Genomic DNA, 22,987 nt, shown 5'->3' on the forward strand with positions numbered 1-22,987 from the left:
TGCTTCCCCTCATCATTGTTCGTTCAGCGCGAGCGAAGCCGGACGTTCCAACCAGCCGCCGGCGCCATCGGGCACGAGCTCGACGAGCTCGATGCGATTTTCATTGACCGAAGTGACGCGGCCATCGTTCTGACCCAGGTAGTTGCCCGGGTTAATGCGGTAGGTCACCTTGTCGGGCGCGAGCACCAGACCGACGATGCGGCCTCCGGTGCCGATCGTGCCCACCATCGACATGCTGTCGAGCGGATACTGCTCGGTAATTTCCTTGCGCCGGTTCGAATCCGGTCGCGGACCGCTGCCGCCGGAGTCGTCGGTGAACGCATTGCTGAAGGGGTCGCGGATGCCCTGCGCCGAGTACTCGAACGTCTCGAACTGCTGCATCACCGGCAGCGGCTCCAGCGCCGGTGCGGGACGCTGCTTGACCTCTTCGGCCCAGACTTCGAGATTGGGCGCCTCGCCCGGTTCGCTGGTGACGCCGCGGCCGCAGCCGGAGGTCGCCAGCGCCATCGACAGCAGCGCAAGGCCACGCATCATGTTGCCCGTCCTGACGGCCATCACGGCGTCCCCTCCGTCGTCTGCGCGGCCTGGGCTTGCGCGGCGGTCTCTTCTTCGTCGAGATAGCGGTAGGTCTTCACAGTACCGGAAAGTTCGAGACTGGAATTCGGCCCGATACCCGCCAGACCATCGGTACCGCCAGCGCGCGGCTTCAGCGAAATGTCGTGCATCGTCATGATGACCACGCGCGGCAACGATGCGACACCACTGACGAACGCGCCGAACTGATGGTAGGTGCCGACCATGCGCAGGGCGATCGGCTGCTCGGCGTAGAACTCGCGCGGCATTTCCTCGCCCGGCTTGAACAGGTCGTTCTGGATGCCGGTCGCGATCGCGGTCTGCGAAATGTCGACGATCAGATCGGGCATCTCCGTCTTGCTCGGCAACTGCCGCAACATCTGCTGCAACTGCTGTTCCATCTGGGCCAGCTGCTGCTTGAGCGGCTCGAGGTTCGCGGCCTTCCCCTGCTTGGTTTCGAAATCGGCGCGCAGGGTGGACTCCTGTGCCTCCAGATTCGTCAGCTCGTCGCCCTTCTCCCGGGTGATCACATACCACAGCAGGAAGAAGATCAGCAGGCCCACGAGGATGCAGGCGCCGATCTTGTACTCGCGCGGCCAGGATCCCGTGTTGTTGAAGTCCAGCTCGCGCAGCGACATCTTCTTCTTGCTCACGACGCGACTCCTTCTGCAGCGGGCGCAGCAACCGGCGCAGCCTCGGGCAGGGTGTCGGCCGGCGCAGCCGGGTCGGTACCCTCGGCCGCCGCAGCTTCCTTGGCGGCCGGCGTCGACAGCTGCACACTCAGGGTGAACGCATACGGCAGGCCCGGCACGCCGTCACGTGCTTCGATCACCGACAGCTGCGGGCTGGTCATCCAGCCGGATCCGTCGAGCGAACGCATGTAGGTACTGACGCGCGCGTTCGACTGCGAACGCCCTTCGAGCGTCAGCGTCTGGCCTTCCTGCTTGAGCGACGTCAGCAGGACCCCATCGGGAATCGTGCGCACCAGCTGGTCGAACAGATGGACCATCTGCGAGCGGTTGCCCTGCAGCTCCTCGATCACGGCCTTGCGCGCCAACAGGCGTGCGCGCTGCGATTCGAGCGCCTCGATCTCGGTGATCTGGGTGTCGACTGCGGCGATCTGCTGCTGCAGGAACGCGTTGCGCTCGTTCTGGCCGTCGATCTGCGCGTTGTAGTACATGTTGACGAGGAACCACAGCGCCACGCCGGTCGCCGCGGCGATGCCGACCATCACACCGAATTCCTTCTGCCGCTGCTTGCGCCGTTCGGCGCGCCACGGGAGGAGATTGATCCTGGACATCAGTCGAAGCTCCTCAGGGCCAGGCCGCAGGCGATCATCAGCGCGGGCGCATCCTGGGCCAGCGCGTGCGCCTGCACGCGCGGGCCGAGCGTCATCTGCGCCAACGGATTGGCGAGCACGGTCTGCACGCCCAACTGCTCTTCGACCATGTCGGCCACGCCCGGGATCGATGCGCAGCCACCGGCCAGCACCACCTGGTCGACGCGGTTGAAGTCACTGCCGGCGTAGAAGAACTGCAGCAGGCGGCTGACCTGCTGGACCATCGCCTCCTTGAACGGCTCCAGCACTTCGACCTCGTAGCTCTCGGGCAGCCCGCCCTGGCGCTTGGCCAGACCGGCTTCCTCGTAGCTGAGACCGTAGCGGCGCATCACCTCGTCGGTGAGCTGCTTGCCGCCGAACACCTGCTCACGCGAGTACAGGCTGCGCCCGTTGCGCAGCACATTGAGCGTGGTCATCGTCGCGCCGACATCGACCAGCGCGACCACACCGTCGGACGGCATGCTCAGCGTGCCGGCGATCATGGCGAACGCGTTCTCGACCGCGAACGCCTCGACGTCGATGACCTTGGCGGTCAGTCCGCCCAGCTCCAGCGCTGAAGCGCGGAGCTCGACGTTCTCCGAGCGCGAAGCCGCGAGCAGCACCTGCACCATCTCGGCGTTGCCGGGCATCGGCCCGAGCACCTCGAAGTCGAGATTCACTTCCTCGATCGGGTACGGAATGTAGTTGACCGCTTCGAGCTCGACCTGCGATTCGAGATCCTCCTCGTCGAGGTCGGCCGGCATCGGGATGGTCTTGGTGATGACCGCCGATCCCGCGACCGCGGCCGACGCGTGCTTGGCCTTGGTGCCCGAGCGCGACACCGCGCGACGGATGGCCTCGCCCACGGCCTCCACCTCGACGATGTTCTTCTCGACCACCGCGTTGGGCGGCAGCGGTTCGACCGCGTAGTGCTCCACGCGGTAGCGATTGCCCTGGCGCGACAGCTGCAGCAGCTTGACCGCAGTCGAGCTGATGTCGACGCCGATGATCGGCACCTGGCTTTTTGTGATGAGCCCCACGGAATATCCCCTTTGCCACGGGCGTTTAGCCACGCCTCGTGTCCCGGCGCATTAAATAGCGGACTTTCCGGGTATTGGCAACACGCGCCTTCGATTCCGGAAAGCTGAACCACCGGCGGGCACGGCCGGTGCAATCTGCCTGCAAGCCCCGTTCCACGCCGACGCACCGGCGCCCCGCGGACACCTCCCCTATACTTTGCCGCCATGAGCCCAGCCCCCACGTCGACGCCCAAGCCCCGCCCCTCCCGCTTCCGCCGTCTGCTGCGCTGGACCCTGGTCCTGGTGCTGGTGCTCGGCATCCTCGGTGCGATCACCGGCGGCATCCTCTACGCGGCGGTCGCGTCCAAGCTGCCCGACGTCGAAGCGCTGCGCGACATCGAGATGCAGGAGCCGATGTACGTCTACGCGCGGGACGGCCGGCTGATCGCGCTGTTCGGCGAAACGCGCCGTTACCCGGTCGACATCGAGGATGTGCCCGAACGACTGAAGCAGGCGTTCCTCGCGACCGAGGACGCACGCTTCTACGAACACGGCGGTATCGATTACCGCGGCGTCGCGCGCGCACTCTGGCTGCTGGCCACGACCAACGACCGCCGCGTGCCGGGCGGCTCGACGATCACCCAGCAGGTCGCGCGCCAGTTCTTCCTGAGCTCGGAATACAGCTTCACGCGCAAGTTCGCCGAGATGCTGCTGGCGCGGAAGATGGAGCAGAACCTCAGCAAGGACGAGATCTTCGAGCTCTATCTCAACAAGAGTTTCTTCGGCAATCGCGCCTACGGCGTCGCGGCGGCCGCCGAGTTCTACTACGGCAAATCGCTGGCCGAACTGGATCTCGACGAGATGGCGTCGCTGGCGGCGATCCCGAAGTTCCCGTCCAGCGGCAATCCGCTGAGCAACCCCGAGCGCGCGAAGGAGCGCCGCGACGTCTACGTGCTCGCACGCATGCAGGAGCTCGGCTTCATCAGCGCGCAGGACGCCGCCGCCGCCCGCGCCGTCGATATGCACGCCAGCCCGCACGAGCGCCCGATCGAAGTCTTCGCGCCGTACGTGGCGGAAATGGTGCGGCTGGAAATGGTCGCCCGGTACGGCGGCGACGTGCTGACCCGTGGCTACCACGTCACCACCACGATCGACCCGACCATGCAGGCGGCCGCCGAGCTGGCCGTGCGCAACGGCCTGACCACCTACGATCGTCGCCACGGCTGGGTGAAGCCGGCGGACACGTTCGAGCTGGCAGCCGGCGAAGACGCCGAGACCACCGCGCGCCGCCTGCGCGGCATCGCGCCGCAGGGCGGCATGCTGCCGGCGGTCGTCGTGCGCAGCGGCGACGGCACGGCGGATGTCGTGCTGTCCGATGGCAGCACCGTGACGCTCGACGCTGCCGCCAGCCGCTGGACCGGCAAGAGTCCGGCTGCGCTGCTGACGCGCGGCGATCTGACCCGCGTGCGTCGCATCGAAACGCCGGCCAAGGCCCCGGCCGCCACCGCGCCCGACGCGCTGCCGCCGCCGGTCATCACCTGGCAGCTCGAACAGTTGCCGCGCGCGCAGGCGACGCTGGTTTCGATGGAGCCCGACGACGGCGCGGTGCGCGCATTGATCGGCGGCTTCAGCTTCGCGGGCAGCAATTTCAACCGCGCCACGCAATCGCGTCGTCAGCCGGGTTCGAGCTTCAAGCCTTTCATTTTCGCCGCGTCGTTCGAGAAGGGGTTCAACCCGGCCTCGATCGTGCTCGACGCACCGGTGCTCTTCAGGATGCGCCGCGGCCAGGACTGGCGCCCGCAGAACTCCGATGGCAGGTTCGTCGGACCGATGCGCCTGCGCGAGGCACTGGTGCAGTCGCGCAACCTCGTGGCCGTGCGCCTGCTCGATGCGATCGGCGTCGACTACGCGCGTCGCTACATCAGCCATTTCGGCTTCGAGGAATCGCAGCTGCCGCCGAACCTGTCCATCGCACTCGGCACGCCGTCGCTGACGCCGCTGGACGTGACCCGCGGCTACGCGGTGTTCTCCAATGGCGGCTTCCGCGTGACGCCCTGGTTCGTCGACGAAGTGCGTGACCGTGAAGGCACGCTGGTGTTCAAGGAGAACCCGGCCCGCGCCTGCCGCGGCTGCGGCACCGGCGGAACGCCGGGCCAGCCGTCGACGCCCGGCCATGTGGTCGATGGATTCAATCTGGGCCCGGCTGCCGAACAACGCGAGGTCACCGAAGCGCCAGCCGAAGCCCCGCAGCCGCCCGAACCGCGCGCCGACGGCGCTGCTCCGGTGATGGCGCCGCGCGCGATCGACGAGCGCGTGGCCTACCAGATGATCTCGATGATGCGCGACGTCGTGCGTCGCGGCACCGGCACCGCCGCACGCGTGCTCGAACGCGAAGACGTCGGCGGCAAGACCGGTTCGACGAACGACCATCGCGATGCCTGGTTCTCCGGCTTCGGCGGCAATCTCGTGACATCCGTCTGGGTGGGCCGCGACGACAACCGCTCGCTCGGCTTCCGTGAGTACGGCGGCCGCGCAGCCCTGCCGATCTGGATCGACTTCATGCGCGTCGCGCTCGAAGGCGTGCCCGAGGCCACGAACGAGCCGCCGGAAGGCATGGTGCGCGTCGCGGTGACCGCGGGTGGCCGCCTGCTGCCGACCGCGTCCGAGGGCGGCATCATCGAGTACGTCAAGGCCGAAGACCTGGAGCGCATGGAGTCAGAGATCGATCTGCAGATCGACGACGTGCCGGCCGAGGAAGCGTTCGACATCTTCTGATCACTGCGGATGTGGCCGGCACGCGCACATCGCGTCGCCGGCCGATCGAGGCGCCGGCCGGCATCGTCGCGAGCTCGAGGCATCCAGCAGCTGAAGCGGATCGCGCCGTGTCTTGACCCGTCACGACGCGGGCGTAAAGTCGATCCTAGGTGATCGACGACAGGGGACGCGCATGCATCGCGCACGTCAGCACGCGGAAACACAGACCCGTGAACGCCGCCATCGCCTCGCGCACGAGGCCGCCCGCCTCATGGCCGAGGGCGGCATCCGCGACTTCCACGTCGCCAAGCTCAAGGCGGCGAGTCGACTCGGCATCCACGACGATGCGTCTCTGCCGCGCAACCGGGAGATCGAGGACGCACTGCGCGAACACCAGCGCCTGTTCGGTGGAGCGCGCCAGACCGATGCGCTGCGCGAGCGGCGCGAAGCCGCCGTGCGCGCGATGGGGTTCTTCGAACGGTTCTCGCCGCGGCTGGTCGGCCCCGTGCTCGAAGGCACGGCGGATGCGCATTCGGCGGTCACGCTGCATGTGCATACCGACGACTCGAACGGACTCGCGCGCTTTCTGGACGATCACGGCATACCGGCCGAGAGCCGGATGCGCCGACTGCGTCTGGACCGGCAGCGGGCGGGGGATTTCGATGTCTGGGTGTTCGCGGCCGAAGATCTGACTTTCGACCTGACGGTACTGCCGGAAGCCAGCCTGCGACAGGCTCCGCTGTCCACGATGGACGAGAAGCCGATGCGCCGTGCGTCCCGATCGCAGCTGGAGCAGCTGATCGCACTGGAACACGGCGCCGGCTGAGTCGGCACGCCGTCGCATCGATGGCGCGTCGTTGGCTACTCCATGACGATCTGCGCACTCTGGCCCGTGCCGAATACGCGCGCGCGTGCACCGACGCGTAGGCCATCGGCACTCGCGGCGCGGATCGCCGACTCGCTGCCGTCGTCGAACTTGAGCATGACCATGTAGGCGGTAACCGTCGGCACGCCTGCTGCCGGCGCGGCGGCAGCGCCTTCGACGACATCGCGCGCCGCGCCGCTGGCGACCTCGTAGGCCTCGTAGGAGTACTCGCCGGTGACACGGGAGGCCGCCCGCCCCGCCATCCGACCCAGCGCGCGGCCGAGCGCGCCGGTGGTCTGCGACGGCTTCGTCTGTTGCTGGACGGCCGTGGCGGCGACCTGCATCGGGCTGATCCCCGTGATCAGGCCGCTGCGGAACGACATTTCCTGCGCAGCCACGTTCCAAGCAGTGAACGCCATTCCGCAAGCGAGCGCTGCGCTCCACATCCATCCCATCTTCATTCGAGCATCCCCGTCGAGTGAGCCGAGCGCTGCGCTTGTCTGGTACGCAGAGTGCGGGCAGCGCGTGTCGAACCCAGTCTGCCGAGCGCATGAGGAGCCGGCTGCTGGAAAACACCCGAGACGGATGTCGGGATTCCCGTAAAAGCAGCTGGTCTCCCAGATACGACGAAGGCGGCCCGGAGGCCGCCCTGTCGTGGCACGCGGGATCCGAGGATCCCGCAGCGTGGTCGAGTCGATCAGCGCTGGTCGGCGCCCTTGTAATCGCGCACGTCATAACCGGTGTAGATCTGGCGCGGACGGCCGATTTTGGCTTCCGGATCGACCTGCTGCTCGAGCCAGTGCGCGACCCAGCCGGCGGTGCGACCGATCGCGAACATCACCGTGAACATTTCGGTCGGGATGTTGAGCGCCTTGTAGATGATGCCGCTGTAGAAATCGACGTTCGGGTAGAGCTTGCGCTCGACGAAGTAGTCGTCCTTCAGCGCCGCTTCTTCCAGCTTCATCGCCACATCGAGCAACGGATCGTTGACGCCCAGCTCGCCGAGCACCTTGTGGGTCATCTCGCGAATGATCTTCGCGCGCGGGTCGAAGTTCTTGTAAACACGATGGCCGAAGCCCATCAGGCGGAACGGGTCGTTCTTGTCCTTCGCGCGCAGGACCGCCTTCTCGACGTTGTCGGCAGTGCCGATTTCGGCCAGCTGCTTGAGCACCGCTTCATTGGCGCCGCCATGCGCGGGGCCCCACAGCGCGGTGATGCCGGCCGCGACGGACGCGTACGGATTCGCACCGGTCGAACCGACCAGACGCACGGTCGAGGTTGACGCGTTCTGCTCGTGATCGGCGTGCAGGATGAAGAGCAGGTCCATCGCCTTGGCGACGACCGGGTTGAGCTCCAGCGGCTCGCTCGGCACTTCGAACATCATGTGCAGGAAGCGGTCGACGTAGTTCAGGCTGTTGCGCGGGTAGCGGATCGGCTGACCGATCGAATAGCGGTACGCGGCCGCGGCCAGCGTCGGCACCTTGGCGATCAGACGGATCGCGGCGAGGCGGCGCTGTTCGGGATCCTGAAGATCCAGCGTGTCGTGATAGAACGCCGACATCGACGCGACCGACGCGGCGAGCATCGCCATCGGGTGCGCATCGTGGCGGAAGCCCTGCAGGAAGCTCTTCAGCGACTCGTGCATCATCGTGTGATGCGTGACTTCGTGCTCGAACTTGGCGAATTCGTCGGCGGTCGGTAGTTCGCCGGCCTGCAGCAGGTACGCGACTTCGAGGAAGCTCGACTTCTCGGCCAGCTGGTCGATCGGGTAACCGCGGTACAGCAGCACGCCTTCGTCGCCGTCGATGTAGGTGATGGCCGACTTGCAGCTGGCAGTGGCGGTGAAACCGGAGTCGTAGGTGAAGCAGCCGGTTTCCTTGGGCAGCTTCGAGATGTCGATGCAGGGATTGCCGAGCGTGCCGTGCAGAACGGGCAGCGTCACCGTTTTGCCGGCGGCATCGAGCGTGACCTGGTCGAGCTTGGCGTTGGATTCAGACACTCTGGAGGCTCCTCATTTCTCCGGACAGCTGCGCCATCCGGCCTGGCGGGCGGCGCGTGCCGCAATGCGTCAATTATCGCATAGCGATTCCATGCGCGCCGGTATGTGGCATTGCACGAAAGTCGAACACGGCGGAGCGCACCGCGGCGGCGTGCAGCGGCGAAACGCGAGGAACCGGAATGCAGACGGCCGCCCAAGGGCGGCCGCTGGTGTCGTCGGACGATGCGCACCGCGTTCGCGGCACGCACCATTCCACACGCGCTTACTTGGCGTAGCGCTTGCGGAACTTGTCGACGCGACCGCTGGTGTCGATGATCTTGTTCTGGCCGGTGTAGAACGGATGCGTGGCCGAAGAGACTTCGATCTTGATCAGCGGATATTCGTTACCGTCCTCCCACTGGATCGTTTCCTTCGCCGAGGCGGCGAGGGTCGAGCGGGTGAGGAACTTGAAACCGTCGGACGTGACGTCCTGGAAGACGACTTCGCGGTAATCGGGATGGATGTCGGCCTTCATGGCGGCACCAAAGTTGCGCAAGGGAAGAGCGGCATTTTAACCATCGAGCGGACCCGGGCGCAAGCCGCCGGACGCATTCCGCTCAACGGCCCAGCACGCGGCGGATCCGCGCATGGAACCGGGCCGCGTCGTAGCGCATCAGGATGCGGGCGTTGTCGGGCCGGCCGAGCTGGCGGTTCCAGTCCACGACCGTCGCACCACGGGCCGGCCCGTGGTCGAGCACGACATCGAGCGGACGCGTAATGACCTCCTGCGCGGACCCGGGTTCGAGCACCCAGGCCATCGCCAGCGCATCGGCCGAATGCCAGTCGTCGCCGCGTCGGTCCGCGGACCATTCGCGGGTCTTGCGCGAGATCGCCTCGTAGAACCGGCCGATCTCGTCGCCTGCCTGCATCCAGCCGAGCACCGCGTCATGCGGCAGGCCGTGGGCAACGGTGGCCTCCCAGTCCGACAGGTCGAACTCCGGGAACGCGTCGAAGACGATCTTCGCCGCTTCGGGATCGAAGTAGGCATTGAACTCGGCGCTGGGCGTGATGTTGCCGTGGCCGGTCACCGCACCCGACATCGCCACGAAACGCGCCACACGCGACGGCAGGCTCGGATCGAGCTTCAACGCAAGCGCGACATTGGTCAGCGGCCCCAGGGCGACCAGCACCAGACGACCGGCATGCACGTGCGACAGACGCAGGATCGCCAGCGCGGCGTGCTCGTCCTCGACCCCGCGCGACGCTGACGCGTAGCCGATGTCGCCGAACCCGTCGTTGCCGTGCACGTAGGCCGCGTCGGGTGCGGCGTGCAGCAGCGGCGACGCAGTCCCTGCGAATACGGGCACATCGGTGCGGCCGACCACCTCGCAGAGCTTGAGCGCATTGGCGACGGTGTGATGCAGGCCGACGTTGCCGGCGGCGATGGTCAGGCCGACGACGTCGTGCGCATCGTCGTCGAAGGCCAGCAGAAGCGCGAGAGCATCGTCGACGCCCGGGTCGGTATCGATCAGCAGCGGGATTTTATCGGTCATGCCGCATTATCGCCCGCGTCGTCCACAGCGGCGACCGCCGAGAACGGAAACGCCCGGCCGACGCATCGACCGGGCGCTTCGGACTCACACAGACGGGCTTACCACTGCATGCCGGCGCCCACGGTCACCCCCACGTCGTTGCGGGTATTGGTGGTGCCGCTGAACTTGTAGACCCAGCGCCCGCTTTCCGAGATGGTGGTGATGCCGACCGCCAGGCCGGCTTCCTGTTCGTAGCCGCTGACCGCCGCCGCCACCATGCTCCGGCCCGGCTGGTAGGCCTGCGGCAGGCCCGCCACCGCCATCGCCGATGCCACGCCTGCGCGGTAGCCGCGATCGATTTCCCAGACGTCCGACTGCATCTGGTTCAAGCGCGCGTCGGTGTAGTCGTTCGCCGATTGCAGCGCCCGCTCGATTCCGGCGTTCATCTGGTTGACGTTGACCGCGTCGGTGCCCGCGGTACCGGCGGCCACATTCGTCAACTGGCGTTCGCCGCCGGCGGACCCCACTGACACCGTATTGGCGCGATCGGCCACGGATCCCTGGCCCAGTGCCACCGAATTGCCGGCGTTGGCCTGGGCACCCTGCCCGACCGCCACGCCGCCGGCGGCCGCCACAGTGGCACCTTCGCCGACGGCAACCGCATTCGGCGCTGTCGTGGCGATCGTCGCATTGGCGCCGACAGCGGTGCCGTTAGCGGCCTGCACGATCGCGCTTCCGCCGATCGCGGTCGCGTTGCCGCCGACCGCGGCGCTGTCACCCCCCACGGCCACTGCCTGGTCACCGTCCGACACCGCGGCGGCGCCGACGGCGACGCCGCGCGAACCGTCGTTCACCGCGGCGTCGCCGGTGCCGTCACGCGGCCCGTCGACGCCGACGAGCGCATCAGTGCCTCCCGGCCCCGGCGGCAAGCCGTCGATCCGGCCGTTGACCGCGTCGAGACCGCTGTTGAGCGCCGCGAGTGCGGACCCGACGTTGTCGTAGAACGCGCCCTGGATCGCGTAATTCGGCGCGACGAGCGTGCCGAGCGGCGTCACCGACGCTCCGCCACCGAGTAGGCCTGCGATCGCCGAGTGCGTCGCGAACAGCTGAGCGCCGTTGATGGCCTCGGTGCTGGCGGCGGAAATTGCACCGCCGGCCACGTTCGCCAGCGTCGTACCGTCTGCGCCGCCGCCGAGCGTGATCCGGCTGTAGTCCGGGTCACCGTTGACGTCCTCGTCGTAACGCACCGCGAACACGCTGTCGGAATTCACGTCGACGATCGCATCGCGCAGCTGCGCGAGATTCACCGCGTCGGTATCGACCGTGCCGGCGGCGACGCCGCTGAGGCGTCGCGCGTCGCCGGCATTGTTCGCGAAGTCCACCTGCGTGCCGCCCACCTGGTTGCCCACGCCAATCGCCAGCGTGGCGGCGTCCTGCTGCACCAGGCCTGCGGTGCCGGCCAGAAGGCCCGCGATGTCGGACGTGTTGGTGGTGGTGCGGCCGTCCAGATTGGTGATCGCCGAGCCCACGTTGTCGACGCTGACCGTGGTGCCGGTGTTGCTGCCGTCGTCGAGCACGTACGTCGGGCCGGTCACCGCGCCCGTGGTCGGATCGATCCCCGCACCACCACCCAGCGCATCCACAACCGGCGTGAGCTGCGCGACATTGACCGCCTCGTCCGCTGCCACGCCGGCTGCCACGTTGGCCAGTGTCGTACCCGTCGGACCCGCCAGCGTGATGCGCGCGAGGTTCGGCGCACCCGCGCCGTCGTCGTCGTAGCGGACGGCGAACGCGCCGATCGCGACGGCATCACTGAGCGCGTCATCGACTGCATCGAATGCCGCGCCGACGTTGCCGTAGCTGGCACCACCGATGCTGTAGGTCGGTGCGGTAATCGTACCGTCCGGACTGACGATCGCGCCGCCCCCCAGATGCGTGGCGACCGATCCGCTGGCGCCTTGCAACTGCGCGAGGTTCACCGCATCAGCCGCGTCGGTGGCAGCGGCGACGCCACTGAGGCGACGTGCGCCGCCGCTCGCGTTGGCGAAGCTGACCTGGCTGCCGCCCGTCTGACCCGCGATGGTCACCACGTCGGTGGCCGGGTCCTGTCGCACGAGACCGGCGCTGCCATCGAGCAGCGCGTTGACGTTGCTGGTGTTGGTGGTCGTGCGCGTGTCGAGATTGCCCAGTGCGCTGCCGACGTCGTTGAAGTCCTGCGTCGTCGCGGTATCGCTGCCGTCGTCGAGCGTGTACGTCGGACCGGTCACCGCACCGGTCACCGGATCGATGCCGGCGCCGCCGCCGAGCGCGTCGGCCACCGGCGTCAGCTGGGCGACATTCACCGCCTCGTCGTCAGCCACGCCGGCGGCGACATTGCCGATCGTGGTGCCGTCAGCGCCCGCCAGCGTCAAGCGTGACTGGGACGCGTCGTCGTACTGCACCGCCAGTTCACCGAGGTCTGTGATCTGGTTCTCGACCGCCGTCAGCTGCCGCAGATTCACCGCGTCGAAGTCCTCCGTGCCATCGCCGACGTTGACGATCTGCCGCTGCGCGGCAGCGGTGCCGACCGATACCGCATTCGCGCGGTCGGCGAGCGAGCCAAGACCGAGCGCCACACTGTTGGCAGCCGTCGCGACTGCGAACTGGCCGACCGCAGTCGAATCGGCGACGGCGGCCTGCGCGCCTTGACCGAGTGCGGTTGCACGCACACCCGTGGCGATCGCGTTCATGCCGATGGCCGTACCACTGTTGCCCGCGGTCGCGTTGCGCCCCATCGCCAGGCTGTTCGAGCCGGTCGCCTGCGCGGCCGAGCCGAATGCGGTCGACTGCGGACCACTTGCCAAGGCGTCCCCACCTACCGCCGTGCTGTTCTGTGCGGTCGAGCGTGCGTTGTTGCCGATCGCCACCTGATTGACGCGGGTCGCATCTGCCGCGTCACCGGTCACGGCGTTCAGGCCGATGGACACGCCGCCCGCCCCGTTTGCAACAGCGTTGGGGCCGATCGCCACCGTGTCCGCCCCGAGCGCCCTGGCAACGGTGCCGCCCGAGTTCACCCGGAAGAAACGGGGTGCGCCACTCCCGTCCATCTCTTCGATCATCGCGGTGTTGCTGACGACGCGCACATCGAGATTCTCCAGCGCCGCGCCGACGTTGCCGTAGCTGATCGTCGTGCCTGTGTTGTCACCGCTGTCGAGTGTGTAGGTGGGCCCTGTCACCGCGCCGGTCACGGGATCGACCGTTGCGTCGCCCCCCAGTGCATCCACCACCGGCGTCAGCTGGCCCAGGTTCACTGCATCACCGGGCGCAATGCCCGCCGCGAGGTTTCCGATGCGCGTGGGTATCCCGGTCGCCCCCAGCGTGATCCGGGCGAGATTCGGGTTGCCTGTGCCGTCGGCGTCGTAGCGCACCGCAAAGGCGCCGACCGAAACGACGTCGTCGAACGCCGCGTCGACGGCATCGAATGCAGCCCCGACGTTGGTGTAGCTCGCGCCGGCGATCGTGTAGCTCGGCGCGGTCACGGTGCCGTCCGGATTCGCTACCGCACCACCGCCCAGCTGCGCCGCGACGGACGCGCCCACTGCCTGCACCTGACCGAGATTGGCGGCATCCGTCGCAACGGTCGCGTTCGCGACGCCGCTCAGACGACGCGCGCCCTCCGTACCGGTGAAGTCGACCTGCGTGCCGCCGGTCGTCAAACCCACGGTCAGCGATGCTGTTGGATCGACCTGCTGCACCAGTCCTGCCGTACCCGCGAGCAGATTGTTGATGTTGCTGGTGTTGCCCGCCGTCCGACCATCGAGATTGCCGAGCGCATCGCCGACGTTGTCGAAGTCCGACGTCGTGCCGGTATCGGTGCCATCGTCGAGGGCATACGTGGGTGCGATCACGGCGCCGGTCGTCGTGTCGACGCCCGCACCCCCACCGAGCGCGTCGAGTGCATTGGTCAGCTGGCCAACGTTGACCGCTTCAAGCGCGTTGGCGCCCGCTGCGACGTTGCCGATCACAGTGCCATCGGTGCCCCGGAGCGCGATGCGCGAGAAATCCGGCGTGTCGGGATCATCCACACTCGCGTTGTAGGTCACGGCGAACACACTCGGGTCACCGATGCCACCACCGAAACCGGCGAGCGCGTTGTCGACCGCTGTGAATGCAGATCCGACGTTGTTGAAAGTCACGCCGCGAATGGTGTACGACGGCGCAGAAAGCACCCCCGCCGCATTGAACGTCGCACCGCCGCCAAGGCGGGACGCGATATTCGTCCCCAGGCCGAACAGCTGGCCACCATTGACCGCCTGCAGGCTCGCGCTGCCGAGCGCAGCCGGCGCGACGCCATCCAGGGTACGGGCCGCGCCTCCCAGTGCGCGGAAGTCCACGAGCGTGCCGTCGGTCTGCGCGCCGACCGTCAGCGGGGCCGCGACGCCAGTCTGCTGCACCAGGCCGGCCGTGCCATTGAGCAGGTTGTTGATGTTGGTGGTGTTGCCCTGCACGCGCCCATCGAGATTGCCCAGTGCGCCGCCGACGTTGTCGAAACTCGCGGTGCCGCCCGCGCCATCAGCGAGCGTGTACGTCGGCCCCGTCACCGCGCCGGTCGCCGGATCGATGCCCGCGCCGCCGCCAAGCGCGGTGACGGCCGGCGCCAACTGGGACACGTTGACCGCATCGGTCGGCGCGATGCCGGCGGCGACGTTCGCCAGCGTCGTGCCACCCGTCACGCCATTGCCGAGCGTGATCCGTGTGAGATCCGGATCGCCCGCGCCATCGGTGTCGTAACGCACGGCGAACAGGCCGACTGCGGTGGCATCGGCGAGCGCGCCATCGACGGCGTCGAACGCATCGCCCACCGTCGCGTACGCGGTGCTGCCGATCGTGTAGCTCGGCGCCGTGATCAGACCATTGCCACCGACGGCTGCGCCGCCGCCGAGATGGGACGCAACGGCAGCACTGGACGCGAACAGTTGACCGCCGTTGAGCGCTTCGGTGCTGCCCGCCGTGACCGCGCCGCCAGCCACTCCGGTCAATGTGCGCGCGTCGCCTGCATTGTTCGCGAAACCCACCGCGGTGCCGTCGGTCTGTGCGCCGACCGTCAGCGCGGCGCCAGGCGCCACCTGGCGCACGAGCCCTGCGGTACCGGCGAGCACTGCATTGATGTTCGTCGTGTTCGTGGTGGCACGGCCATCGAGATTGCCCAACGCCGTGCCGACATCCGACGCGGTGACCGTGCCGCTCTGGAGGCTGTAGGCCGGCGCGCTCACGGTTCCGTCCGCCGTCAGGGTCGCGCCGCCGCCCAGACGGGTCGCCAAGGTGCTGCCCGTGTTGAACAGTTGCCCGGTATTGACCGCCTGCGTGCCCGCAGCTGACAAGGTGCCCGCGCTCACGCCATCCAGGCTGCGCGTCGCGCCCGAGACATTGGCGAAGCTCACTGCGGTGCCGCCGGTCGTGCCTGCGACGCTCACTGCCAGCGAACCCGGGTCCTGACGCACCAGCCCCGCCGTCCCGTCGAGGAGATTGTTGATGCTGGTCGTGTTGCCCGTCGCGCGACCATCGAGATTCGCGACCGCTGCGCCCACGCTGCTCGCGGTCACGGTTCCGCCCTGCAGTGCATAGCTCGGTGCGGTGATCGCACCGCTTGCCGCGACCGTCGCACCACCGCCCAGACCAGCCGCGACCGACGTGCTGACGCCATGCAGCTGGGCACCGTTGATGGCCTGCGTGCTGAGGGGCGTCACCGCACCCGGCGCAAGATTGGAGATGGTCGTGCCACCTGCGCCCTGCAGGGTGATGCCGGTGCGTGCAGCCGTGTCGTAGCCGACCGCGAGCGCGTTGACGGCATTGACCTGCGAGATCGCGCCCTGCATCTGCTCGACGTTGACGGCATCCGTCGCCTGCGTACCCGCCGCGACGTGCGTGAGCTGGCGGCTCGTTGCGCCCGCACCGATGGAGACCGAACCGATCGACGAGCGCACCAGGGACGTGCCCGCCGCGGTGTAATTCGTCAGTGCGCCCCGATCGGTCACCGCGCCCGCACCGAGCGCAACGCTGTTGGCATGCGTCGACGATGCATTCGCGCCCAGGATGACCTGCCGGTCCGCGGTGCCGTTCGCGCCATGGCCGACGACGACGGCATTGCCGAGCCTCGCCGCGTAATTGCCGTCAGGCGCGCCGGCGCCGGTCCAGGCAGTAGCCGGAAGCCGGTGCGTCGCATTGGTGCCCATTACAACGGTGTTTGAACCGTTTGCAGCAGCACCGTCGCCGATGATGACCTGGAAATCCTGCGCGGGCAGAGTCGACCACGAATACGTGCTCACCCCAGGGACACAGACACCGATCACGCCCAAGATGGTGCAGGTCGGCGAGTTGTTCGTCGCGCCGTACTGCGCATTGGTCACAGTCAGATAGCTTTCCGACGAAGCGCGCCCAAGGATGGTCGTATGATCCGAAGGTCGATTCCCATTGAGATCGAGCACATTGGGGAGCGTCAGGAGGTCAGTGCCCAACAGATTGACGCCGGTAAACGAGTATCTAAAGTTTGCACGCGAGATGGTCAGGCACTCATCCGGCAGCAACTGGCCGTTTCCCAGCAATCCGCACTGCTGGTAATTGCCACCGACCAGAAACTGTTGCAGATAGTTGACTAGGCCCGGCAACGTACCGCCCGTCAGCCCACCTGGATTGATCACACCCATCGGCGTGACGGAACCGCCTCCCACGATCGAGCGCGACTGGGCGGCTGCGGACATCATGTCGCTGGTGAACAGCAGGGAGGACGCTTGGTCGTTGGCAGCGTCGTCCTGCGACTGCAGGTGCTGCTCGACGGCTTTCGCGATCGTTTCCGCGTCGTCGCGCGTCTCAGCCGTCTCGTCCTGCGCGGACACGGTACCTGCGCACAGCAGCGCTGCTGCCAGAATCGAGATCGCCGGCATGCAATACGCGCGCCCTGCCTGCACATCGGCGCCGCGGCCCCTTGCAAGTTCCGATGCCACTACCACGACGCCCAGCGCCCGGTTCCACACCTTGCGGAAAATGCGATTCATCTGCGTCCACTCCCTCTGCGTTGCCTGGTGGGCGACAGCGGGACGCGGCAGCCGCCTCGAGGCGAGGTGCCGGACAGCCCCCTGTCCGTCTGATCGATCGCGAAACACATGGACGTGTCTCGACGCGATCAGATAATCAGAGGGCCGAAAAAGCAGGAATCAGACTATTCTCAAAACCGGGGGCGCATTCCGGTATGTCGTTAGGAGGTCAACCCGTGATCGCGCGCGTACGCATACAGTTGGCTGTTGTTGTCGAGACCCAGCTTGTGCATCGCGTCGTTCTTCTGCCGGCTGATGGTCTTGACGCTGCGCGAAAGGCGCACCGCGATTTCGCTGACGGTCAGGCCGCCGACGAACAGGCGCACGACCTCGGCTTCGTGGGGTGAGATGCGGACCTGCGGCTTGTCGAGTCCGCCCGCCTGATCGAGCACCGCGCGCATCGCGCGGCAGAAATGGATGCGTCCCGAGGCGACTTTCTGGATCGCGGTGAGCAGTTCGTTGCGGGCCGAAATCTTGTCGACCAGACCGCGCACGCCGGCATCCACCATCGCGCGCAGCATCGCCGGATTCTCGACCTCGGTCAGCACGATGATCGGCAGTGCCGGAAACTGGCGGCGCAGGGTCAACAGCAGCGGCAGTCCGTCGCAATCGCGAAGCTGCGGGCCCCGCATCGAAAAATCCGTGACCAGCAGATCGCCTGGACGTGATGCCTCCAGCAGTTTGAGCAGGACGGCACCGTTCGAAGCTTCGCCGGCGACCACGAACGGCTCGCCCGCCCGTTCGATTTCGGCGCGCACGCCAGCGAGCGTAAATGGATGATCGTCAGCGATGAAAATACGCAACTGGGTTTCCATCTGTCCCTCCCTGGGCATGTCGGGGGCCGGACCCGCCTTCCGGTGATGTCTAACGTCTCAGAATTATCCCGTCCGCTGCATGGATACCGGGCAGCAAAATGTGACGAAAGGCACACTTGCTGCGTGAATCCCTACGGTATTTCCCGAATGTGATGAAACTGTGAAGACTTCACAGCTGCCGTTGTACCAGATACGCAACCTATTCAGGCGGCTGCGTAGCGGGTGGCGCTCCCGATCCAGCGCGACACCACGCGATCGGCTAGCGCCGGTTGCGCAACGAGCATCGCGTCGCCGATCCGGTGGACATCCGGCAACAGGTCGGCGTCGCGCGCGAGATCGGCCAAGCGGAATTCGGCCAGGCCGGTCTGGCGGGTGCCGAGCAGTTCGCCCGGGCCGCGCAGCGCGAGGTCTTTTTCGGCGATGACGAAACCGTCGCTCGTCGTGCGCATGGTGTCCAGACGCTCGCGCGCCATCCGCGACAGCGGCGCCTGGTAGAGCAGCACGCAACTCGATGCGGCGCTGCCCCGCCCCACGCGGCCGCGCAGCTGATGCAGTTGCGCGAGACCGAGACGCTCGGCGTTCTCGATCACCATCAACGATGCATTGGGCACGTCGACACCGACCTCGATGACGGTCGTCGCCACCAGCAGATCGACGGCGCCCTGCTTGAACGCACGCATCGCGTCCTGTTTGGCAGCCGGCTTCATGCGTCCGTGCACGAGCGCGACACGGAGCTCGGGCAGCGCGGCGGAGAGCTGCTCGAACGTCGTCTGCGCCGCCTGCGCGACGACTTCATCGGAATCGTCGATCAACGTGCACACCCAGTACGCCTGACGGCCGTCGGCGCAGGCGTGGCGGATGCGTTCGATCAGGGCGGGCCGTCGCTCGCTGCTCAATACGACCGTCTGCACCGGCGTGCGACCGGGGGGCAGTTCGTCGATCGCGGAGACGTCGAGATCGGCGTAGGCCGACATCGCCAGCGTGCGCGGAATGGGTGTCGCGGTCATCACCAGCTGGTGCGGCACCCGATCGCCGCCCGCGCCCTTGTCGCGCAGCGCGAGGCGCTGGTGCACGCCGAAACGGTGCTGCTCGTCGACGATGGCGAGCGCGAGGTCGTAGAAGGCGACGCTGGCCTGCATCAGGGCGTGCGTGCCGACCACCAGCGGCGTTGCGCCCGACGCGATATCGGCCAGCACCGCCGCGCGCGCGCGTCCGGTGACCTTGCCGGCGAGCCAGGCCACGCGCACGCCCAGTGGCTCGAACCAGGCCCGCAGGTTCTGCGCGTGCTGTTCGGCCAGCAATTCGGTCGGCGCCATCAACGCGGCCTGACGACCGCCATCGATCGCGGCGGCAGCCGCCAGCGCGGCGACGACGGTCTTGCCGCTGCCGACATCCCCCTGCACCAGTCGCAGCATCGGCTTGCGCCGGGCCAGATCGATCAGCAGCTCGCGATGCACGCGGGACTGCGCGCCGGTCAGCGCGAACGGCAGCGAGGCCTGCAACGCGGCGGCGAGCGCGCCCGGGCGCAGCGCCGGCGCACGATGCGCCTGCAGCGCGATGCGTTGCCGACGCAGGCTCAAGTGGTGGGCGAGCATCTCCTCGAGCACCAGCCGACGCTGGGCGGGATGACGACCCGAGGCCAACATTCCGATGTCCGCGTCGCTCGGCGGCCGATGCACATACAGCAGCGCATCGCGCAGCGTCGGCATGCCGAGCGACTCCAGCGCGTCACCGGGCAACAGTTCGAGCGCGGCATCGCCGGGCAGCCGGTCGAGCGCCTGCCCGACCAGCCGACGCAGCATCTGCGGGCCGACGCCTTCGATCGCGGGATAGACCGGATCGAGGCGATCGTCGAGCACCGTGATCGCGTCATCGTCGAGCACGCGATAACTCGGATGCACGATTTCCAGACCCTGCTGTCCGGGTCGCGGCGTGCCGAAACAGCATAGCCGCGTGCCCACGGCGAGCTGCGCGACCTGGGCGGCACGGAAATGGAAGAAGCGCAGCACCAGCGTGCCGCCGGACCCGTCGGAGATCGCGACGCGCAGCATCGGCCGGCGCCGGAACCCCTTTTCGACCGCTTCGACCGTGCCTTCGATCTGCGCCGGCACGCCGCCGCGCAGATGGCGGATCGGCGTGAAGTGGGTGCGGTCCTCGTACTGGCGCGGCAGATGCAGCCACAGATCGCCGATCGTCGCGAGACCGCGCGCGATGAGCTTCTCCGCGACCTTCGGCCCGACGCCCGACAACGCGGACACCGGTGTCTGGCCCGCATCGGCGAGCGTCGGCGCGTGGATGCCGGACCGGCTCATACGGGCGCGCTGGCCCTCAGCCGAGCACCATCACCGCATCGACCTCGAAGCGCGCGCCCTTCGGCAATGCCGGCACTTCGATGGTGGAGCGCGCGGGATACGGCGATGCGAAGTAGTCCGCCATCACCGCGTTGACCTGCGCGAACTCGCCCAGATCGGTGACGTAGAGGCCGACGCGCACGATGTCGTCGAGGCTGCCGCCGGCCGCGATGGCCACCGCCTTGAGGTTGTCGAACGCGCGACGCGCCTGCGCGGTGATGTCGCCGGCGACAATCTCGCCGGTGGCCGGGTCGAGCGGAATCTGGCCCGAGAAGTACACGGTGTCGCCGGCGCGGACGGCCTGCGAATACGGACCGATCGCGGCGGGCGCATCGGTCGTGGAAATGGGCGTGCGGGGCATCGTGGAACTCCGGCGACGGGAAAGCCCGCATTCTAGCGGGCGCACGCCGCGCCGCGGTTCGGATTACATCCGCTGCACGCCGTGCACAACCGGCAGGCGGCGTGTCCGCCGGATCACTTCGGCCAGGTGCTTGCGGCCCTTGACCTCGATCGAGAACCGGATCGCGGCGATGGTGCTGTCGCGTTCCAGATACTCCACGCCGTCGATGTTGGAATGCACGCGTGCGATCGCCGCAGCCACCTGCGCGAGCACGCCGGGATGGTTCTCGACCTCGATGCGCAACGCGACGTTGTAATCGCCGACGACCTCCCGGTCCCAGTCGATCGCGACCCAGCGCTCGGGCGACTTGCGGAACTCGGCGACGTTCGGGCAATCCACGCGATGCACCACGATGCCGCGGCCGGTCGTGTGGTAGCCCATGATGTCGTCGCCGGGAATCGGCATGCAGCAGTTGGCGAACGTGATCACGCCGCGCTCGTCGCCGCGGATGCGGATCGTCTCGCCGGCGCGCGCGATCTGCTCGGTCGGCACGCCGCCATCGTGCTGCGCGAGCGCGAGCGCCACCTGCGCCGGCATCCAGTTGCCCAGCGCGATGTCGGCCATGAGCTCTTCGAGCCGCGGATATTTCGCCTCGACCAGATACGCGTCGAGGCGCTCCTGCGGCAGCCGGTCTAGAGAGGTGCCGAGCAGTTCCAGCGCGCGGTCGAGCATGCGATGGCCAAGCTGCACCGCGTCCTCGTGCTGCAGATGCTTGAGCTGCGCGCGGATCGCGGTGCGGGCCTTTCCGGTGACGACGAACTCCAGCCACTGCGGACGCGGCATCGAGGATTTCGCGGTGACGATCTCCACCCGCTGCCCGCTCGACAGCATCGTGCGCAGCGGCACCAGCTTGCCGTCGACGCGCGCGGCCACCGCCTGGTTGCCGATGTCGGTGTGCACCGCGTACGCGAAATCCAGCGCGGTCGAATTGCGCGGCAGCGACATGATGTCGCCCTTGGGCGTGAACAGGTAGACCTCGTCCGGGAACAGATCGACCTTGACGTTCTCGAGGAACTCCAGCGACGAGCCGGTCGCCCGCTGCGATTCGAGCAGCCCCGCGATCCACGTGTGTGCGCGTGACTGCGCACTGTTCGGACCGTCGCCGCCGTGCTTGTAGGCCCAGTGCGCGGCGATGCCGCGCTCGGCGATCAGTTCCATTTCCTCGGTGCGGATCTGCACTTCGATCGGCGCGCCGTAGGGGCCGAACAGCACCGTGTGCAGCGACTGGTAGCCGTTGGCTTTGGGGATCGCGATGAAATCGCGGAAGCGCCCGTCGAGCGGCTTGAACACCGAATGCGCGATGCCGAGCGCGTGATAACAGTCGGCCGCGTTGCCGACGATGATCCGGTAACCGAACACGTCCATGACCTGGGTGAAGGTTTTGCCTTCGCCCTGCATCTTGTTGTAGATGCTCCACGGCGATTTCACCCGCCCCACGAGCCGGTACTGCAGGCCTGCGCTGGTGAGCCGCTGCGCGAGTTGCGCCTCGATGCTCGCCAGCGCTTCGCGACGTACCAGCGGCTGGTTGCGGATGCGCCGCTCCAGCACCATGTGCCGGATCGGATACAGCGCGTGGAAGCCGAGATCCTGCAGCTCGGCCTTGATCTTGTTCATGCCCAGGCGCTGGGCGATGGGTGCGTAGATGTCGAGCGTTTCGCGCGCGATGCGCTCGCGCGACGGTCCCGGCTGCGCGCCGAGGGTGCGCATGTTGTGCAGGCGGTCGGCGAGCTTGATCAGGATCACGCGCAGATCGCGCGCCATCGCCAGCATCATCTTGCGGAAGCTCTCCGCGTCCGCTTCCTGGCGACTGCCGAAGTTGAGCTTGTCGAGTTTGGTGACGCCTTCCACCAGCTCGGCGACGGTCTCGCCGAATGCCGATGCCAGCGCTTCGCGGGTCAGCGGCGTGTCTTCGATGGTGTCGTGCAGGATCGCCGCGACGAGCGTCTCGATGTCGACCTTCTGCTCGGCCAGCACCACGGCCACCGCGACCGGATGGGTGATGTAGGGCTCGCCGGACTTGCGCATCTGGCCCGCGTGCGCGGCCGCACCGACCGACCAGGCACGACGCAGCTGCGCGCGTTGTTCGTCGGGCAGATACTGCGCCGCCCGCTCGAGCACGCGCATGTACTCGGGCACCGCGTCATCCGCGGGGATATCGGGCATTACAGGGGCAGTGGCGGGTGCGGCGGGCGTCATCCACGAAGCCTACGGGCACGGTCGTACTTTGGGAACCACATCCGCATACGGCCACGCGGCTGCGCGCGCGTACCGCACAAACGCAACGACCCCGCCGGAGCGGGGTCGTCGGTGGA

General features: G+C 67.7%; 15 protein-coding genes. 2 read left to right on the top strand and 13 right to left on the bottom strand.

Annotation, left to right across the window (positions count from 1 at the left end; all coding sequences use genetic code 11):
• Positions 1 to 12: 12 nt before the first annotated feature.
• Genes AC3A5T_RS04380 through AC3A5T_RS04395 form a run of 4 tightly spaced genes read right to left on the bottom strand, consistent with a single transcriptional unit; the run spans position 13 to position 2,931 of the window.
• The gene (locus AC3A5T_RS04380; protein ID WP_487627859.1) at positions 13 to 534 is read right to left on the bottom strand and encodes a pilus assembly protein PilP; all 522 of its coding nucleotides are present in this window, start codon (positions 532 to 534) and stop codon (positions 13 to 15) included.
• A gap of 20 nt (positions 535 to 554) precedes the next feature.
• Positions 555 to 1,226, bottom strand: a complete 672-nt coding sequence (locus tag AC3A5T_RS04385) for a type IV pilus inner membrane component PilO (protein ID WP_487627532.1) — start codon at positions 1,224 to 1,226, stop codon at positions 555 to 557.
• Positions 1,223 to 1,873 carry a PilN domain-containing protein gene (locus tag AC3A5T_RS04390; RefSeq protein ID WP_332079565.1) on the bottom strand — a complete coding sequence of 217 codons (651 nt, stop codon included), beginning with the start codon at positions 1,871 to 1,873 and terminating at the stop codon, positions 1,223 to 1,225. The genes AC3A5T_RS04385 and AC3A5T_RS04390 overlap by 4 nt, the downstream gene beginning before the upstream one ends.
• Complete coding sequence (locus AC3A5T_RS04395) at positions 1,873 to 2,931, bottom strand: pilus assembly protein PilM (protein WP_487627533.1); 1,059 nt, start codon at positions 2,929 to 2,931, stop codon at positions 1,873 to 1,875. The genes AC3A5T_RS04390 and AC3A5T_RS04395 overlap by 1 nt, the downstream gene beginning before the upstream one ends.
• A gap of 204 nt (positions 2,932 to 3,135) precedes the next feature.
• On the opposite strand from AC3A5T_RS04395, the gene AC3A5T_RS04400 reads away from it, so the two are divergent.
• Entirely contained in the window at positions 3,136 to 5,685 is a 2,550-nt protein-coding gene (locus AC3A5T_RS04400; protein ID WP_487627534.1) for a penicillin-binding protein 1A, read from the top strand.
• A 172-nt stretch (positions 5,686 to 5,857) separates the two neighbouring features.
• Positions 5,858 to 6,490: a hypothetical protein gene (locus AC3A5T_RS04405; RefSeq protein WP_487627535.1), complete on the top strand. Its 633-nt coding sequence runs from the start codon at positions 5,858 to 5,860 to the stop codon at positions 6,488 to 6,490.
• Between the two features lie 35 nt (positions 6,491 to 6,525).
• On the opposite strand, the gene AC3A5T_RS04410 is transcribed toward AC3A5T_RS04405, so the two are convergent.
• From AC3A5T_RS04410 to AC3A5T_RS04450, 9 genes are all read right to left on the bottom strand, one after another.
• Positions 6,526 to 6,948 (bottom strand): hypothetical protein, encoded by a 423-nt coding sequence (locus AC3A5T_RS04410; protein WP_487627536.1) that lies wholly within the window; start codon positions 6,946 to 6,948, stop codon positions 6,526 to 6,528.
• Positions 6,949 to 7,226: 278 nt separating this feature from the next.
• Positions 7,227 to 8,528: a citrate synthase gene (locus AC3A5T_RS04415; RefSeq protein WP_332079561.1), complete on the bottom strand. Its 1,302-nt coding sequence runs from the start codon at positions 8,526 to 8,528 to the stop codon at positions 7,227 to 7,229.
• A 262-nt stretch (positions 8,529 to 8,790) separates the two neighbouring features.
• A complete protein-coding gene (locus AC3A5T_RS04420) occupies positions 8,791 to 9,042 on the bottom strand; it encodes a type B 50S ribosomal protein L31 (protein WP_332079560.1) in 252 nt (83 codons plus the stop codon).
• An 82-nt stretch (positions 9,043 to 9,124) separates the two neighbouring features.
• On the bottom strand, positions 9,125 to 10,060 hold the full coding sequence (locus AC3A5T_RS04425; RefSeq protein WP_487627537.1) for a nucleoside hydrolase: 936 nt from the start codon (positions 10,058 to 10,060) through the stop codon (positions 9,125 to 9,127).
• Between the two features lie 98 nt (positions 10,061 to 10,158).
• On the bottom strand, positions 10,159 to 17,070 hold the full coding sequence (locus AC3A5T_RS04430; protein ID WP_487627538.1) for a YadA-like family protein: 6,912 nt from the start codon (positions 17,068 to 17,070) through the stop codon (positions 10,159 to 10,161).
• Positions 17,071 to 17,270: 200 nt separating this feature from the next.
• Positions 17,271 to 17,924, bottom strand: a complete 654-nt coding sequence (locus AC3A5T_RS04435) for a response regulator (protein ID WP_487627539.1) — start codon at positions 17,922 to 17,924, stop codon at positions 17,271 to 17,273.
• A gap of 203 nt (positions 17,925 to 18,127) precedes the next feature.
• Positions 18,128 to 20,236, bottom strand: coding sequence for an ATP-dependent DNA helicase RecG (gene recG, locus AC3A5T_RS04440; RefSeq protein ID WP_487627540.1), 2,109 nt, complete (start codon positions 20,234 to 20,236; stop codon positions 18,128 to 18,130).
• A 16-nt stretch (positions 20,237 to 20,252) separates the two neighbouring features.
• Positions 20,253 to 20,636 carry a RidA family protein gene (locus AC3A5T_RS04445; protein ID WP_332079555.1) on the bottom strand — a complete coding sequence of 128 codons (384 nt, stop codon included), beginning with the start codon at positions 20,634 to 20,636 and terminating at the stop codon, positions 20,253 to 20,255.
• A gap of 63 nt (positions 20,637 to 20,699) precedes the next feature.
• Positions 20,700 to 22,871: a RelA/SpoT family protein gene (locus AC3A5T_RS04450; protein WP_487627541.1), complete on the bottom strand. Its 2,172-nt coding sequence runs from the start codon at positions 22,869 to 22,871 to the stop codon at positions 20,700 to 20,702.
• Positions 22,872 to 22,987 lie beyond the last annotated feature (116 nt).

Source organism: Luteimonas sp. Soil_C_16, from assembly GCF_057657295.1.